The following is a 15,477-nucleotide window of genomic DNA, read 5'->3' as shown; positions in this document are numbered from 1 at the left end:
AGCCTCGAATGCGCATTTTTCTGCAGGTGCAAAATACCCGGCCACCCGGGGTAATAGAGGGGAAAGACGTGAAACTGATCATTGCGACAATCAAACCGTTCAAGCTTGAGGAGGTGCGCGAGGCGCTGACCAATGCAGGCGTGCGCGGCATGATGGTAACTGAGATCAAAGGGTTCGGCTCGCAATCGGGTCACACCGAGATTTATCGCGGCGCAGAATACGCCGTGAATTTCGTACCCAAGATCAAGCTTGAGATCGTGGTGCCCGCCACGATGGCCGACCAGATCATTGAAACCATCACCACCACCGCCAAGACCGGCAAGATCGGCGATGGCAAGATTTTCGTCCTCGATGTCGAGCAAGCCCTGCGCGTGCGGACCGGGGAAACCAACGAAGAGGCGCTTTAAGCGCGCTCACTCACAATCATTCGAGGACTGACAATGAACCTGATGAAATCTCTCATCCCTGCCGCCGCGATTGTCGCGTTGCCGCAGATGGGTCTTGCGCAAGAGGCCGCTACCGGCGAGCCCGCGCAACACACCCAATACATCTTCACCACGCTGCTGTTCCTGATGGGCGGCTTTCTGGTGTTCTTTATGGCCGCAGGCTTTGCCATGCTCGAAGGTGGGCTGGTGCGGTCCAAGAACGTTGCTATGCAGATGACCAAGAACATCGCCCTGTTTTCCATTGCTGCAATCATGTACTGGCTGATCGGTTTCAACCTGATGTACCCCGGTGATGGCTGGACCATTTCAGGCTGGCTGGGTCCGTTCTTCTCGACAACCGTGCTTGATCCAGTGGGCGTTGGCGCAGATGCAGCAGCACTTGACTACGCCTCAATCGGTTCGGATTTCTTCTTCCAACTGGTCTTTGTCGCCGCAACCGCCTCGATCGTGTCCGGAGCAGTCGCTGAACGGATCAAGCTTTGGCCTTTCCTTGCCTTCGTTGTTGTTCTGACCGGCATCATGTACCCGATATCGGGCTCGTGGCAGTGGGGCGGTGGCTGGTTGTCCGAAGCTGGTTTCTCGGACTTCGCGGGTTCGACCATCGTGCACTCGGTCGGTGGCTGGGCAGCTCTGGCAGGTGCCCTCATCCTTGGGCCGCGTATTGGCAAGTACAAGGACGGCAAAGTGCACCCGATGCCCGGTTCGAACCTGGCGCTTGCTACCTTGGGTACCTTCATCCTGTGGCTGGGTTGGTTCGGCTTCAACGGTGGCTCGCAGCTGGCCATGGGCACCGTAGGAGATGTCTCGGACGTATCGCGCATCTTTGCCAACACCAACATGGCTGCTGCATCCGGCGCGGTTGCTGCCTTGATCCTGACGCAGCTGCTGTACAAAAAGCCTGACCTTACCATGGTGCTAAACGGCGCGCTGGCCGGTCTGGTTTCGATCACCGCTGAACCCCTGGCCCCAACCCTGTTCGGCGCCCTATGGATCGGTGCCGTAGGTGGCATCATCGTGGTCTTCGCGGTTCCGATGCTAGACAAGTTCAAGATCGACGATGTTGTGGGCGCTATCCCGGTTCACCTGTTCGCCGGCATCTGGGGCACGATCGCCGTGATCTTCTATGGCGAGGCCAGCCTGATCACGCAGCTGATTGGTATCATCGCCTACGGTGTATTCACCTTTGTCGCCGCTCTGATCCTGTGGACCTTACTGAAAGCCACTGTCGGTATCCGCGTCAGCGAAGAAGATGAGATCAACGGTCTCGACATGGCTGAGCTTGGTATGGAGGCCTATCCGGAGTTCTCCAAAGGTTAATAGCCAACCCCACACAAACAAAAAACCCGGGCGTTCGCGCCCGGGTTTTCTCAATTTTGCGATGTTGTTCAGACACCAACATCAATAATCGCCTGAGCCAGAATCGGCACGGTCGTCGCATTCAATCCCGCGATATTCAGTCGGCTATCACCAACCATATAGATACCATGATCCGCGCGCAGCTTCTCGACCAGCTCAGGGGCAGCGCCCAGCCGCGAAAACATTCCTCGGTGTTGCGCGATAAACCCGAACCGATCCGATCCGCTGAGGCGCTGCAACTCGTCTGCCAGTTGTTGACGCAAGCCCAGCATCGACAAGCGAACTTCTTCCAGCTCGGCTGCCCAATCGGCACGTAGAGCTTCATCATTCAGGATCGTAGTTACAACGCGCGCGCCATGATCGGGTGGGAAAGAGTAGTTTTGGCGATTCAGAAACGCCAACGAGGATTGGTTCAACGCCGTCTGAGCCGGATCATCACTGATAGCCATCAGCAGACCGGTACGTTCGCGATAGACGCCAAAGTTCTTCGAGCAGGACGCCGCGATGAGGCAGCGTTTCACGGAAGAAGCCACCAGACGCGTCGCCTGCGCATCTTCCTCAAGACCATCGCCAAAGCCTTGATAGGCGATGTCGATCATCGCCACGAGACCGCGTTCGTTGATCAGGTTCACGACTTCCTGCCACTGCACCATGTTCAGGTTGGCACCCGTTGGGTTGTGGCAGCAGCCGTGTAGCAGAATGACGTCGCCCGCATTTGCCGTTTTCAGATCTTCGATCATGCCATCGAAATCAACACCACGGGTTTCGCTGTCAAAATAGCGGTATTCGGCGGTTTCAATCCCCAGATAACGCAGGATCGACGGATGGTTCGGCCATGTGGGGTTCGACAGGAAGACACGGGCCGACGGATTAGCCATGCGGATCAGTTCAAACGCCTGACGACAAGCCCCGGTTCCGCCGGGGGTCGCCACGGCAGCAATATTGCCACGTGGCACGGTGTCCCCAAGGATCAGCCCGATCATCGCGTCTGCATAAGCCGGATCGCCCGCCAACCCGGTATAGGCCTTGCTTTCTTGCTCTTCGAGAATTCGCTTTTCGGCAGCCTTCACTGCACGCATCACCGGTGTGACACCTTCGGCGTTCTTGTACACACCGACACCCAGATCGATCTTTTGATCACGTGGGTCTTCGCGGTACATCTGCATCAGCGCCAGAATCTTGTCGGCGGGTTGCGGTTTGAGGTTCTCGAACATCAGTTCTCTCCGGTTGCGACGGGCAGGGTCGGGAAGGCACCCCATTCAGCCCAGGAGCCGTCATAAAGCGAGTGGTCTTTCTTGCCCATGCGCTCGAGCGCAAGGCTGAGGATCGCTGCGGTCACGCCCGACCCACAGGACGTGATCGCGGGTTTCGACAGGTCCACACCTGCAGCTTCGAATATTGCACGACAGTCTTCGGGTGACTTCATCGTGCCGTTTTTGTTCAGCAACATTCCAAATGGCACATTGCGAGAACCGGGGATATGGCCCGAACGCAATCCTTCGCGTGGCTCAGCCTCGGCACCAGCGAAACGCGATGCCGAACGGGCATCGATGATCTCGTGATCATGCAGTTTGGCAGCCGCAGAAACCTGCGTAACATCACGAACCAGATGGTTCTGCACCCGCACAGTCATGTGACGGTCGCGAATGACAGGAGGTAGGTCCTCAATCTCTCGACCTTCGGCCTGCCATTTGGGCAACCCACCATCCAGAACGGCGATGTTTTCCTGCCCCATCAGACGGAACATCCACCAGACCCGTGCTGCCGACATCAGACCAGCGCCATCATAAACCACTACCTGATGGCCATCACCCACTCCCATCGCCCGCAAGCGCGACATGAATTTCTCGACCGGAGGTGCCATGTGCGGCAGATCCGAACGATGATCGGAAATCTCATCAATATCGAAAAAACGTGCACCAGGAATGTGGCCCGCGTCATACTCTGCCTTGGCGTCGCGGGCTTGCTGCGGCAGGTACCACGACCCATCCAGTATCCGTAGATCCGGATCCTTGATATGAGCGGCAAGCCACTCGGTAGAAACGAGGGTTTTTGGATCGTCCTGCATCAAAGCCTCCCCTAAGCGAGCTTGGGTTTTCCCTATACTCGGCGCGATGCGGGTTCAAGGCTGGATAGCGCTAGCGCTTCGGTAGCATTGGATTTAACCCGCCCGGCGCAGGCGAAAGTGCTGAATGATCCCGATCACGCTGATGATGATCCAGAAGCCTTCGATCAGCATCGATGCCAGATTGAAGTTCTGCATCAGCGAAAACACGATCAGAACCGAACCGATCAGGTTCACCACCGGAAAGCCCAGATCGTCTGAATTCATCATGCGCATCTGGGTGGCAAAATAAGCTACAACCACGATCAATGCCCCGAAGGAGCCGATCGCATCGACGAATGTCAGGCTGTCAAAGAATGCAGTCACGGTGGTTCGATCCTACTCTAGATTTTCGACCAATTGGGAGTAGTGGTGCATGTTCAGGAACGCCGCCCCCTGATCACCAGCGCGGTATCCATGCGGCAAATCAGCAGCGAAGCGCAATCCCTGCCCAGCTTGCAGCGGAATCCATGTGTCCTCGCGCAGAATTTCCAATACTCCGCTGAGCACAAAGACCTCTTCGGTCACCCCCGCCGCGTGGGCTGGTGACTCATGGCTTTGGTTCGGGGACAGCTCAACATGAAATGTCTCGGCTCCCAATGCCGGATCAAAGGGAAAGACAATCTTGACCTCGATACTTCCCGGAAATGTTACGGTACTGAACACATCGGTATCTGCCGTGTCGCGCATTGCGGCGGTGCCGATCAAAGCACTCAGCGGCAATTGGAAGCCCTTCGCGATCTTCCACAAGGTCGCGATGGTCGGGCTTGATTCGCCGCGCTCGATCTGACCCAACATGGCTTTACTAACCCCGGTCAGTTCGGCCACTTTAGACAGGCTTAACCCCGATGCAGCGCGAACATCCCTTAGTTTCAGCGTTAACTCGTCTGATTCCATATCCAAGCCTTGCGATTTGCCTTGTGCGTTATAACGTACATATGATACGTGCGCTATAACGTACACACCCAATATCGCAGCTTGGGCAATAGGGAAACAGCATCATGCCAATGTACCGATCCAGAACCTCCACCCATGGCCGCAACATGGCCGGCGCCCGTGGCCTATGGCGCGCCACCGGAATGGGCGACGACGATTTTGGCAAGCCAATCATAGCGATCGTCAACTCGTTCACTCAATTTGTACCTGGCCACGTGCACCTGAAAGATTTGGGCCAGATGGTCGCGCGCGAGGTTGAGGCCGCAGGAGGCGTCGCTAAAGAGTTCAACACCATCGCGGTGGATGACGGGATCGCCATGGGACATGACGGGATGCTGTATTCCCTGCCCTCGCGCGAGGTGATCGCAGATTCGGTAGAATACATGGTTAACGCCCATTGCGCGGATGCGATGGTCTGCATCTCGAACTGCGACAAGATCACACCCGGAATGCTGATGGCTGCCATGCGTCTGAACATCCCGGCAATCTTCGTCTCTGGTGGTCCGATGGAAGCCGGCAAAATCGACATCGCCGACCTAGACGCCAAGAAGATCGACCTTGTGGATGCGATGGTCGCTGCTGCTGACGACAAGTTCACTGACGAACAGGTCCAGCATATCGAAGAGAACGCCTGCCCGACCTGCGGTTCGTGCTCGGGCATGTTCACCGCAAACTCGATGAACTGTCTGGCCGAAGCGCTGGGGCTGGCCCTGCCGGGCAACGGCTCGACGCTTGCTACGCACGCGGACCGCAAAGAGCTGTTTCTCGAGGCTGGTCGCCGGATCGTCGAGATCACCAAACGACACTATGATTTGGACGAAAAAGGCTTCTTGCCGCGCGAGATTGCGACGTTTGATGCCTTTGAAAATGCCATGAGCCTCGACATCGCAATGGGTGGCTCGACCAATACCGTGCTGCACCTGCTGGCCATCGCGCATGAGGGTGAAGTTCACTTCACCATGTCCGACATGGATCGGCTCAGCCGCCAAGTGCCCTGTCTGTGCAAGGTCGCGCCAAATATCGAAAATGTGCATTTGGAAGACGTCCACCGCGCCGGTGGCATCTTCTCTATCCTCGGCGAACTCAGCCGCGCGGGTCTGTTGCACGAGCACTGCCATACGGTGCATTCGGGTACGATGGGTGAAGCGATTGCCAACTGGGATATCAAGATCGCCAATAACCCGAAGGCGCAGGATCTGTTCAAGGCCGCGCCCGGAGGCGTGCGCACCACGCAGGCCTTCAGCCAATCAAACCGGTTCAAAGAGCTTGATACCGACCGTGAAGGCGGCGTTATCCGCTCGAAAGAACACGCGTTCAGTCAGGATGGCGGTCTGGCTGTGTTGTTCGGGAACATCGCGCGCGACGGCTGCATCGTTAAGACGGCAGGTGTTGATGAGAATATCCTGAAATTCACCGGCTCTGCTTATGTTTGCGAAAGCCAGGATCAGGCAGTGAACGATATTCTGACCGGTAAGGTCAAAGAGGGGGACGTGGTGGTTATCCGTTACGAAGGTCCACGCGGAGGTCCGGGCATGCAAGAAATGCTGTATCCGACTTCGTACCTGAAATCCAAAGGTCTGGGTAAAGCCTGTGCTTTGCTGACCGATGGGCGTTTCTCGGGTGGAACCTCGGGGCTGTCGATCGGCCATGTCTCACCAGAAGCCGCTGAAGGTGGCGAGATCGGTCTGGTACATACTGGCGACAAGATCGAAATAGACATCCCCAACCGCACAATTCATTTGGCAGTCTCTGACGAGGAGCTCGCGGCCCGGCGCGAGGAACAGGACGAAAAAGGCTGGCACCCCGCCAACCCACGCAAACGCAAGGTATCAACCGCCCTCAAAGCCTATGCAAAACTGGCAACCAGTGCCGCAAAAGGTGCAGTACGCCAGGTTTGACCTAGTTCAAACGGAAGTGCTTCCGCGCCCGTAGCGGAACATCGGCTGCGCCGATAGCGCTTGCGGACTTGGGCCCGGCACCGCGCCATGCGCGGCGCCGGGCTCAACCAGAGGAGACGTCTTGTCAGAGACGTTGACGACGGGCGGGAGCCTTCTGATTTAGCTCAGTCACCCAGTTTTGCGTGAATCTCGTCCAAATCGATTTCACCGATTGGCATCTTGTTCGCGGGATTCTCGAAATCGTATTTGAACAGCTCGAAATCCTGCTTGTAGATTTCATAGACCAAGTGCATGGACAGATCGTCAAAATAGTCCTCGACCGGATGCGCACGCTTTGGCCCATGGCCTTCAGATTCATTGAAGCGTGGAATTTCGGACAGAGTCACCCTATGCGCTGTGTCCAGGTGATCCAGAACATCCTGCATTCCATCATTGAACTTCTCGGTCCAGAAAATGCGATCATATCGGCCACCATTAGCGATCAACGTTGAGACATGACCGGACATGGCGGACCAATGAATGTCTGGATCCATCGGGCGTCGCCAGCGGATCGTATCGCGCGCAAACAGTAGAAACCTGCGGAAACTGGCGATTTGGTCAAACTCACCTTTGCCATCCTCACCGCCAACCTCAATCCCGTAGTTGTAAATCAACGTCGGCACCAGATTTCCGCGATAGCGTTTACCGTTCCGCTGAATACCGCAAATCTTGTCGAAGAACGAACTTAGGATGCGCGTATACGGATTGCGCACACAGGTAAAAGTGTATGACCCATGTGACTGAACATTCCGCGCAATTGGGTCCTGACTGGCATTAAAAGCCCACTTATGCATCCCATCATTGGCGTCGTGAATATCGCCATCAAAAAACCGGCCATGATCAGAGAAATACATGATCTGCCCAATGGTCGAGCAAGCACATTTTGGCACGACACGATAGACCATGCTCTGACTTTCGGTCATCCATGTACCGGGAAAACCCATCTGCTGTGCCTCCTTAGCCAGTTATCGTATTGATACTCCGGCATATTGGCTCAAAGAACCAAAAATATTCTGTTTATTCAATCGCTCATCCTCAGTATCACGGTTGCAAACGGCAGAAACGGGGAAATACGAATATAGAATGGCAAAGATTGCCTTTATCTTGTTATGTCACAAAGATCCGGACGCGATCATCGCGCAGGCCGGTCAGCTGACGGCTGCCGGTGATTGCATGGCGATCCATTTTGATGCCCGTGCCAGCGACACAGATTATGCGCGAATCCGCGAAGCCCTAAGCGACAACCCTAATGTCACCTTTTCGAAGAAGCGCATTAAATGCGGATGGGGTGAATGGTCCCTGGTACAGGCTACGCTGCATGCGCTTCAGTCGGCTGTAGAGCACTTCCCCAGGGCCACCCATTTCTACATGCTGTCTGGCGATTGCATGGCCATCAAGACCGCTGAATATGTGCACGGTTTCCTTGATGATCGCGATGTGGATTTCATCGAGAGCCACGATTTTTTCGCAAGCAACTGGATCAAGACCGGGATGAAAGAAGACCGGCTGATCTATCGCCATTACTTTAACGAACGTAATCAACCGCGCCTCTTCTACACCGCTTACGAGATGCAAAAACGGTTTGGCCTCACTCGCGACATACCGTCAGACCTTCAGATCATGATTGGCAGCCAATGGTGGTGTCTTCGCCGTCGTACTGTCGAGATGATTCTCGAATTCCTGCAACAACGCCCGGACGTGCTTCGGTTCTTCAAGACAACGTGGATTCCGGATGAGACATTCTTTCAAACTCTCGTTCGCCATCTGATACCGAAGCACGAGATCGAGAACCGAACGCTGACATTTCTGATGTTCTCCGATTACGGCATGCCCGTTAGTTTCTACAACGATCACTATGACATGCTGCTGGGTCAGGATTACCTCTTCGCACGCAAGATCAGCCCCGAAGCCCATGAGCTCAAGGAACGGTTAGGGCAGTTATATGCCAGCGAAGGGGTCGCGTTTGGTATTTCTGGGGAAGGGCGCAAACTGTATCATTTCTTGACCAGCCGTGGACGCGTCGGACGACGGTACACACAACGGTTCTGGGAAGCGGGAAACACCCTGGGACCCGATCGCGAAATATACTTGATTGTCTGCAAAAAATGGCACGTTGCCAAACGATTGGTTGACCAGATTGCCTCGGAAACCAGCATTCCCTGTATTGAATACATATACGATGAGCAAGACACTCCGCTTCCCGATCTAGGTGGCATCGAGACGACATTGACCAAACGCTCCCGACATCGTCGCGCAGTCGCGAAATTGCTGTTCGAACATTTCGACGGCGACAAACTGATCTTATGCGTTGATCCTGCGAACTTAGACGTCATTCAGGACTTTGGTGGGGATCAAGTCCAGACGCGTGTTCTGGAAATCGAATGCGATTATTCCGACGAATACCTTGCTGGTCACGCCTTGCGTGTCGGGTTGGCTGGTCAGAACAGCTCGGCCGAGTCAATGGCGCGATTGCTTCCGACGTTGCGGAACGCACTTGCCTATGAATCTGAGCAGATCCGCTACTCCAAAAACAATGGTTTGTTTCATTTGCGCGAAACTGCTGATCGCTTGGTCAACGAAGAGGCAATAGCCGAGTTTCTGAACCTAACGGAGGCCCAGGCCAAATCGATTATGCATTTGGATTACCTTTTCGCGGATTGATATCCGGCGGCGTACATAAACTCCGCCGGATATGCTAATGATCGAGACCCGCCAGTCAGATGTCGAATTTGACACCCTGCGCCAACGGCAACTCGGCTGAGTAGTTCACCGTGTTGGTCTGACGGCGCATATAGGCTTTCCAGGCGTCCGAACCACTTTCGCGCCCACCACCAGTTTCCTTTTCACCGCCAAACGCGCCTCCGATCTCGGCACCGGACGGGCCGATATTGACGTTTGCAATGCCACAATCCGAGCCAGCTGCGGTCAGGAACTGTTCCGCCTCACGCATGTTCAACGTGAAAACACAGGATGACAGGCCTTGGGGCACATCGTTTTGGATCTCGATCGCCTCGGCGAAATCATCATAACCGATGACATACAGGATTGGAGCAAAGGTTTCTGTCTTCACAGTTGCTGTCTGGCTGGGCATTTCAACAATGGCGGGTTCCATGTAGACGCCACCAGGCATTCCCTCGGTTACTCGCTTGCCACCAAAGACCGTTCCACCCTCGGCTTCCGCCCTCCTAAGCGCTCCGGTCATTGCGTCGCCGGAGGCTTTATCGACAAGCGGACCTATCAATGTCCCTTCCGCCAGCGGGTCGCCAATTGGAAGGCCCGAGTAAGCTTTCTTGAGGCGCGCAACAAGCTCTTCACGGATCGAGTTGTGCACGATCAGACGGCGTAGCGTGGTGCAGCGTTGACCCGCCGTCCCGACAGCTGAAAACACGATCGCCCGGACCGCCATTTCCAGATCGGCCGAGGGACCGACGATCATCGCATTGTTGCCACCGAGCTCCAGAATGCATTTACCAAAGCGCTGCGCCACGATCGGAGCAACCGCACGGCCCATCCGGGTGGAGCCGGTGGCCGAGATTACCGGCACATCCTCGCTCGCGACCAGAGCTTCACCCAGCGCGGCACCTCCGATCAGGGTCTGCAGCAGGCCGTCAGGCGCATCCCCGAAGCGGGCCAATGCGCGCTCGAAGATTTTCTGACAGGCCATCGCGGTCAGAGGTGTTTTCTCCGAAGGCTTCCAGATCACGGGATCGCCACACACCAACGCCAACGCCGCATTCCATGACCAGACCGCAACCGGGAAGTTGAAGGCCGAGATCACACCCACTGGTCCTGCAGGATGCCAAGTTTCCATCATCCGATGGCCGGGTCGTTCCGATGCAATGGTCAGACCATATAGTTGACGTGACAGGCCCACGGCAAAGTCGCAGATATCGATCATCTCCTGCACTTCGCCCAGCCCTTCCGAGGTGATCTTGCCAGCTTCCCAACTGACCAGCGCGCCCAGATCATCTTTGGCCGCACGCAACTCTTCGCCCAGAAGGCGGATCAGTTCTCCGCGGCGCGGGGCAGGCACAACCCGCCATGCTTTGAACGCTTCCTTCGAGCGCGCAAATATGCAGTTCATCTCGGACAGAGGCGTTTCGTGCACTTCAGCCAGCACACTTCCATCAATTGGAGAAGTCACGCGCAGCGATCCACCAGTCAGCTCTGCCGCCGTCAGGTCCAGTTTCGCAAGAGTAGCTTCAGCAGTCATTACAACATCTTTCATATCTCAGGCCGCCTTGTTCTGTTCGGTGACATCGCCGGCGCGATAGAGCCGACCAAATTCTGTGTTCAGGAAATCGGCAAGCTTTACCTGCTCCTGCCGGACAAAACCCTTGGACGGCAAAGCACCCGTCCGCATCAGATCGACGACACCCAGCACACCTGCTGCGGTGGTGATCTGAATCGCACTCCAGATTTGCCCATCAATTGTGCGGGCAAAGGATTTGTTGATCAGGGACTTCTCGCGCAGGGAACCATCAATCATTCCCTTGGCAGTGCAATAGACCAGCACTACATCCTGATCGGTGCGCGGCAGAGCGGTTTCAAAGATCTCTTTCAACAGATCGCGCCGACGCTCTAATCCCAAATCACTTAGCAACAATCGAAGAATATCCCGATGTCCCGGATATCGGATCGACCGATAGGACACAGCCCGCGCTTTACCTTCAAGCGTTTCGGGCAGCGTGCCCAGCCCACCGGACGTGTTGAAGCATTCATACTCCACACCATCATGGCCGATCAGTTCATAATCTTCGAGTGGCGCTGTCTTAACCCGCTCGCCGTTCACAATGGCATCGCAAGGGTTACAATACTCATTTATCAATCCGTCAGTGGACCACGTCAGGTTATATTTCAATGCATTGGTCGGAAACAGCGGCAGTGCCCCAACCCGCATATGTAAGCTTTCCAACTCATCGAATTCCGAAGCCAGCGCGGCGCCAGCGATACCGACAAATCCGGGTGCCAATCCGCATTGCGGCATGAATGCTGTGTCACTGTTCTGCGAAAGTTGGCGTACCGCATTGGTCGCTTCAACATCTTCTGTCAGATCAAAGTAATGGGCTCCGACTGCTTTTGCTGCACCGGCAATTGCTGGCGTCAGGAAAAATGGAGCTGCCGAAATAACAGCATCAAACCCCCTGAGCCCCCGTTCGAGGCTTGCACTGTCACGGGCATCGATCTGCCGCGTTGAAATCCCGCGCTTGTTGAATATAGACAATGCCGAGAGATCATGATCGGCAACAGTTACCGAGTAATGCGCCGAGGATTTCAACAAGGTCGCGATCATCTGACCGATCTTCCCCGCCCCGACTACGCAAATATTCCAGCTCAAAACGCGCCTCCATACTGTATTTCTTTCGATTATGAGGGGCGAATTGTTCGGAATGCAGATCATGTCTTGACGAAATGAGGCAGATATCCGTCATATCGTCATATGTTATGTCAATTTGCTGGACTACATCTTCAAATTCGCCCTCAAATATTGTCGAATTCACAATCGTTTCAGCGATCCTTTGAAGTGAGAGTGCTATCAGGTATGAGAGGACCATTGTCGGCTACACAACGCAGACAAACGCGGTTCGCCCAAGCATATAGGTGCCCTTCAATGAGATCTCTCCGTGTCCTGCTTACCTGTTTCGCATGCCTGCTCTCATGCGGAGCTCTGGCGCAATCCGCTGAGGCACCTGCCGCTGAGATTTCTCTGGAGCTCAATGCCTTGGGAGACGTTAGTGGTGCCTGTAGATTAACCTTCCTGGTGACCAACCAATCCGGAACCAGCATCGATGAGGCAATATTCGAGACGGTGATATTCGACAATGAAGGGAGTGTCGTGACCCTTTCACTTTTTGATTTTCGAGACTTACCCTTGGATCGCCCGCGTGTCCGTCAGTTTGACCTGCCAGGGATGTCTTGCGCGTCTGTTGGGCGAGCATTGATCAATGGCGCGAGTTCATGCGTGATAAACGGATCTCAGAGCGACGTCTGTCAATCGACCTTAACGCTCAGCAGCCGAGTTGAAGTGGAGTTACTTGGATGAATATTCTCTCTTCTCTTCGGGAAATCCTGGCCCTTGGTGGGCCCGTAGTAGCCATTCTTATTGTCATGTCGGTGCTGACGGTGGCGGTCAGTATATACAAGCTGTGGCAGTTCGCAGCCTGTGGCGTGGGACGGCACAAGGTGCTGTCACAAGCGCTGCAAGCCTGGGATGCCGGGGATCGGCCCGAGGCACGCACACGCCTCGCACAGAGCAGCAGCTATCTTGCACCGCTTGTCGAAGCCGCAATGGACGCGCCGGACACTCCAGATCTGGACGCCCGGTTGGATGCCGAAGCCGGGCTGGCACTGGCCGGGTTGGAACGGGGGTTTCGACTTTTGGACACGGTTGCCCAGCTTGCGCCTCTGCTCGGGCTGTTCGGGACAGTTTTGGGAATGATCAATGCGTTTCAAAGCCTTCAGTCGGCCGGGTCTTCTGTCGATCCTTCATTGCTGGCAGGCGGCATCTGGGTTGCCCTGGTAACCACAGCTGTTGGCCTTGCGGTGGCGATGCCAACCTCGATGGTCTTGTCCTGGTTTGAAAGCCGAACCGCGCGCGAACGCGTATTTGCGGACAAAGCACTACGCACGGTTCTGGTCCCAAACCATTCGAACCAGCCCGCCACCGGCGCGACCGAGATTCTGAACGCTGAACATGCGTAACACGGCACCCTTTGTCAGACGACCGATGTCGATGACGCCGCTCATCGATGTCATCTTCTTGCTGTTGCTGTTCTTCATGTTGTCTTCAACCTTCTCAAAATTCGCGGAGATCGAAATCAGCAGCGCAACCTCAGGCGCATCAGAATCGGCTGAGCCCGTCGAGCGAATTTTCATCCAGATCGGTACCGAGCGGGTGACTTTGAATGGCGAAACACTGACGCTGGATGAACTGTCTACGCGGATTGGGGCCGGTCAGGCTCTGGTAAGCCTTGATGCGGATACGTCCGCCCAACGACTTGTAGATTTGCTGGTTATTTTGCGTGGCCGCGATGGCTTGACCGTCACGGTGTTGGAGTAGACCGATGATCCGCTTTGGTCGCCCAAGCCGAAAACGAGACTCGACCATCCCTCTGATCAACGTCGTCTTTCTGATGCTGATCTTCTTTCTGATTGCAGGCACCCTGGCACCACCGCTTGATCCCGAGCTTCAGCTTGTCGACACATCGGAACTGGAAGGCCGCGACCCTCCCGATGCGCTTGTCTTGAACGCTGATGGCATCCTCAGCTTTCGCGGAGTGCAAACCGACCCTGAGGCTTTCATGTCCAGCCATGATGACGGACCAGTCAGGATAGTCCCCGACCGCAATGTTTCAGGCCAACGGTTGATGGAAGTAACCGGTGCCCTTCGACGGTATGGCGCGCCGTCTGTGTTCCTCGTGACCCAGCAGGCGTTAAAATGATCCGGAAGTCAGCAGCCGTCGCTGCGTTGGCGGGTGCGCTTTCGCTTGTCCTGCACATCCTTGGGATCAGTTTCTACGGACCCAGTCTGCCACAATTGCGATCCAAGGGGGAATCGGTCAGCTTGATCGAGCTTGGCAACACATTCGAAGAATTCACCGAAGACACAACGGACCCGGTGCAACCGGAATCTGCTGAAACACCCGAGCCTCCGGTTGAAGACACTATTAGGCCCGATACTGCCGACATCCCGATCAGCGAAACACTCGTCGCCTCCCCCGATCCTCAGCAGGTATCTTCACCCGATGTCGGAGCGCCCGTCGCCCCACAATCAGAATTGCAGGAAGGGGTGCCGACCGAACCGGTCGCCCCGTCCAGCGCCGAACCAGCCGCAGACGCTGTGACTACCGCAACACCCCCGGCGCCCGAGCGCTTGGCAGCGCTACCACCCACAGACGCCCCAACTGCTCCGGTCCCTGCACTGGAGAGTGCGGCAGTCGAACCGGAAATCCCAAGTTCCGTCGATGAGCCAACAACAGAGCTGCCGGAAGAACAAACCGGGGCTTCCGATCAGGCTGTATCTGTCTCCAAGCGTCCCCGCCTTCCGGACAGAAGGCCCGCAACGGATACTCCAAAATCGCTCGATGGATTCAGTAACTTCGACAATTTGCGCAACCCTTCGCAGACAGTAGAGTCGCCCTTAAGCCTGTATCAAAAAGAAGGGGCTGACCCGTTCCGAACCAGCAGTGGCAGAAATCAATCCTCAGGCCGCGGCGCAGGAAACTCCGATACTACAAACTATGCCGGACAGGTTCTGGTCCATCTAAATCAAACACCCGTCGTCTATGTCCCAGTCCGAGGATTTGCGCAGGTATTCTTCGAAATTAATCCTGATGGATCACTGGCTTGGGTCGACATCGTCGACAGCTCAGGCTCACCCGAGATCGAGCGCGCCGCCAGAGATCAAGTCATCCGCGCCGCCCCATTTCCTCGCCCACCAAGCGGTTCAAGCCGCAGGCTATCATTCTATTACCAGAATAGTTGAGATCAGAGACAGCGGCTCAGTTGCATAGCTATTCGTTAACCCCACGAGACTTATAGCTTGGAGTGCTTTAAACAACTGAACCGCGTGATCAAAAATAGTCTGAACGGGTTGTTTGGAATTTGGTTTTGGGAGTAGGATTTGAACCTCTGACCTTCAGGTTATGAGCCTGACGAGGTGAAGAGGTCAAGCAATTGAACCGTGTGATCAATTGTA

At 55.4% G+C, this 15,477-nt stretch carries 15 protein-coding genes; 8 read left to right on the top strand and 7 right to left on the bottom strand.

Features of this window, described 5'->3' with window-relative positions; translation table 11 throughout:
- The first annotated feature begins 68 nt into the window (after positions 1-68).
- Positions 69-407 carry a P-II family nitrogen regulator gene (locus tag ACR0MQ_RS17695; protein WP_010438740.1) on the top strand — a complete coding sequence of 113 codons (339 nt, stop codon included), beginning with the start codon at positions 69-71 and terminating at the stop codon, positions 405-407.
- A 33-nt stretch (positions 408-440) separates the two neighbouring features.
- Positions 441-1,763: an ammonium transporter gene (locus ACR0MQ_RS17690; protein ID WP_170546835.1), complete on the top strand. Its 1,323-nt coding sequence runs from the start codon at positions 441-443 to the stop codon at positions 1,761-1,763.
- A 68-nt stretch (positions 1,764-1,831) separates the two neighbouring features.
- On the opposite strand, the gene ACR0MQ_RS17685 is transcribed toward ACR0MQ_RS17690, so the two are convergent.
- From ACR0MQ_RS17685 to ACR0MQ_RS17670, 4 genes are all read right to left on the bottom strand, one after another.
- Positions 1,832-3,016: an amino acid aminotransferase gene (locus ACR0MQ_RS17685; RefSeq protein WP_170775805.1), complete on the bottom strand. Its 1,185-nt coding sequence runs from the start codon at positions 3,014-3,016 to the stop codon at positions 1,832-1,834.
- A complete protein-coding gene (gene sseA, locus ACR0MQ_RS17680; protein ID WP_170775803.1) occupies positions 3,016-3,870 on the bottom strand; it encodes a 3-mercaptopyruvate sulfurtransferase in 855 nt (284 codons plus the stop codon). The genes ACR0MQ_RS17685 and sseA overlap by 1 nt, the downstream gene beginning before the upstream one ends.
- 93 nt (positions 3,871-3,963) lie before the next feature.
- Positions 3,964-4,233 (bottom strand): CBU_0592 family membrane protein, encoded by a 270-nt coding sequence (locus tag ACR0MQ_RS17675; RefSeq protein ID WP_170473430.1) that lies wholly within the window; start codon positions 4,231-4,233, stop codon positions 3,964-3,966.
- A 12-nt stretch (positions 4,234-4,245) separates the two neighbouring features.
- Positions 4,246-4,803 (bottom strand): XRE family transcriptional regulator, encoded by a 558-nt coding sequence (locus ACR0MQ_RS17670; RefSeq protein WP_170775913.1) that lies wholly within the window; start codon positions 4,801-4,803, stop codon positions 4,246-4,248.
- A gap of 104 nt (positions 4,804-4,907) precedes the next feature.
- Between ACR0MQ_RS17670 and ilvD the strand changes: the two genes are divergently transcribed.
- The gene (ilvD, locus tag ACR0MQ_RS17665; RefSeq protein ID WP_480609855.1) at positions 4,908-6,740 is read left to right on the top strand and encodes a dihydroxy-acid dehydratase; all 1,833 of its coding nucleotides are present in this window, start codon (positions 4,908-4,910) and stop codon (positions 6,738-6,740) included.
- Positions 6,741-6,904: 164 nt separating this feature from the next.
- Here the strand turns inward: ilvD and ACR0MQ_RS17660 are convergent, their stop codons facing one another.
- A complete protein-coding gene (locus tag ACR0MQ_RS17660) occupies positions 6,905-7,723 on the bottom strand; it encodes a sulfotransferase family protein (RefSeq protein ID WP_010438722.1) in 819 nt (272 codons plus the stop codon).
- A gap of 139 nt (positions 7,724-7,862) precedes the next feature.
- On the opposite strand from ACR0MQ_RS17660, the gene ACR0MQ_RS17655 reads away from it, so the two are divergent.
- Positions 7,863-9,440, top strand: coding sequence for a DUF5928 domain-containing protein (locus tag ACR0MQ_RS17655; RefSeq protein ID WP_480609850.1), 1,578 nt, complete (start codon positions 7,863-7,865; stop codon positions 9,438-9,440).
- Between the two features lie 55 nt (positions 9,441-9,495).
- Here ACR0MQ_RS17655 and amaB read toward each other — a convergent pair whose 3' ends face one another.
- Together amaB and ACR0MQ_RS17645 are read right to left on the bottom strand one after the other, a co-directional pair.
- On the bottom strand, positions 9,496-10,992 hold the full coding sequence (gene amaB / locus ACR0MQ_RS17650) for an L-piperidine-6-carboxylate dehydrogenase (RefSeq protein WP_170775912.1): 1,497 nt from the start codon (positions 10,990-10,992) through the stop codon (positions 9,496-9,498).
- Between the two features lie 18 nt (positions 10,993-11,010).
- Complete coding sequence (locus ACR0MQ_RS17645) at positions 11,011-12,117, bottom strand: saccharopine dehydrogenase NADP-binding domain-containing protein (RefSeq protein ID WP_170775797.1); 1,107 nt, start codon at positions 12,115-12,117, stop codon at positions 11,011-11,013.
- A 701-nt stretch (positions 12,118-12,818) separates the two neighbouring features.
- Here ACR0MQ_RS17645 and ACR0MQ_RS17640 point away from each other — a divergent pair.
- Genes ACR0MQ_RS17640 through ACR0MQ_RS17625 form a run of 4 tightly spaced genes read left to right on the top strand, consistent with a single transcriptional unit; the run spans position 12,819 to position 15,264 of the window.
- On the top strand, positions 12,819-13,481 hold the full coding sequence (locus tag ACR0MQ_RS17640) for a MotA/TolQ/ExbB proton channel family protein (RefSeq protein ID WP_170775795.1): 663 nt from the start codon (positions 12,819-12,821) through the stop codon (positions 13,479-13,481).
- Positions 13,482-13,512: 31 nt separating this feature from the next.
- The gene (locus ACR0MQ_RS17635) at positions 13,513-13,839 is read left to right on the top strand and encodes a biopolymer transporter ExbD (RefSeq protein ID WP_170775911.1); all 327 of its coding nucleotides are present in this window, start codon (positions 13,513-13,515) and stop codon (positions 13,837-13,839) included.
- 4 nt (positions 13,840-13,843) lie between these two features.
- Entirely contained in the window at positions 13,844-14,221 is a 378-nt protein-coding gene (locus ACR0MQ_RS17630; RefSeq protein ID WP_170408723.1) for an ExbD/TolR family protein, read from the top strand.
- On the top strand, positions 14,218-15,264 hold the full coding sequence (locus ACR0MQ_RS17625; RefSeq protein ID WP_480609846.1) for an energy transducer TonB family protein: 1,047 nt from the start codon (positions 14,218-14,220) through the stop codon (positions 15,262-15,264). The genes ACR0MQ_RS17630 and ACR0MQ_RS17625 overlap by 4 nt, the downstream gene beginning before the upstream one ends.
- Positions 15,265-15,477: the final 213 nt, after the last annotated feature.

It is taken from the genome of Ruegeria sp. AN6, assembly GCF_056540425.1.
This window is presented reverse-complemented; position numbering and strand designations above follow the sequence as displayed.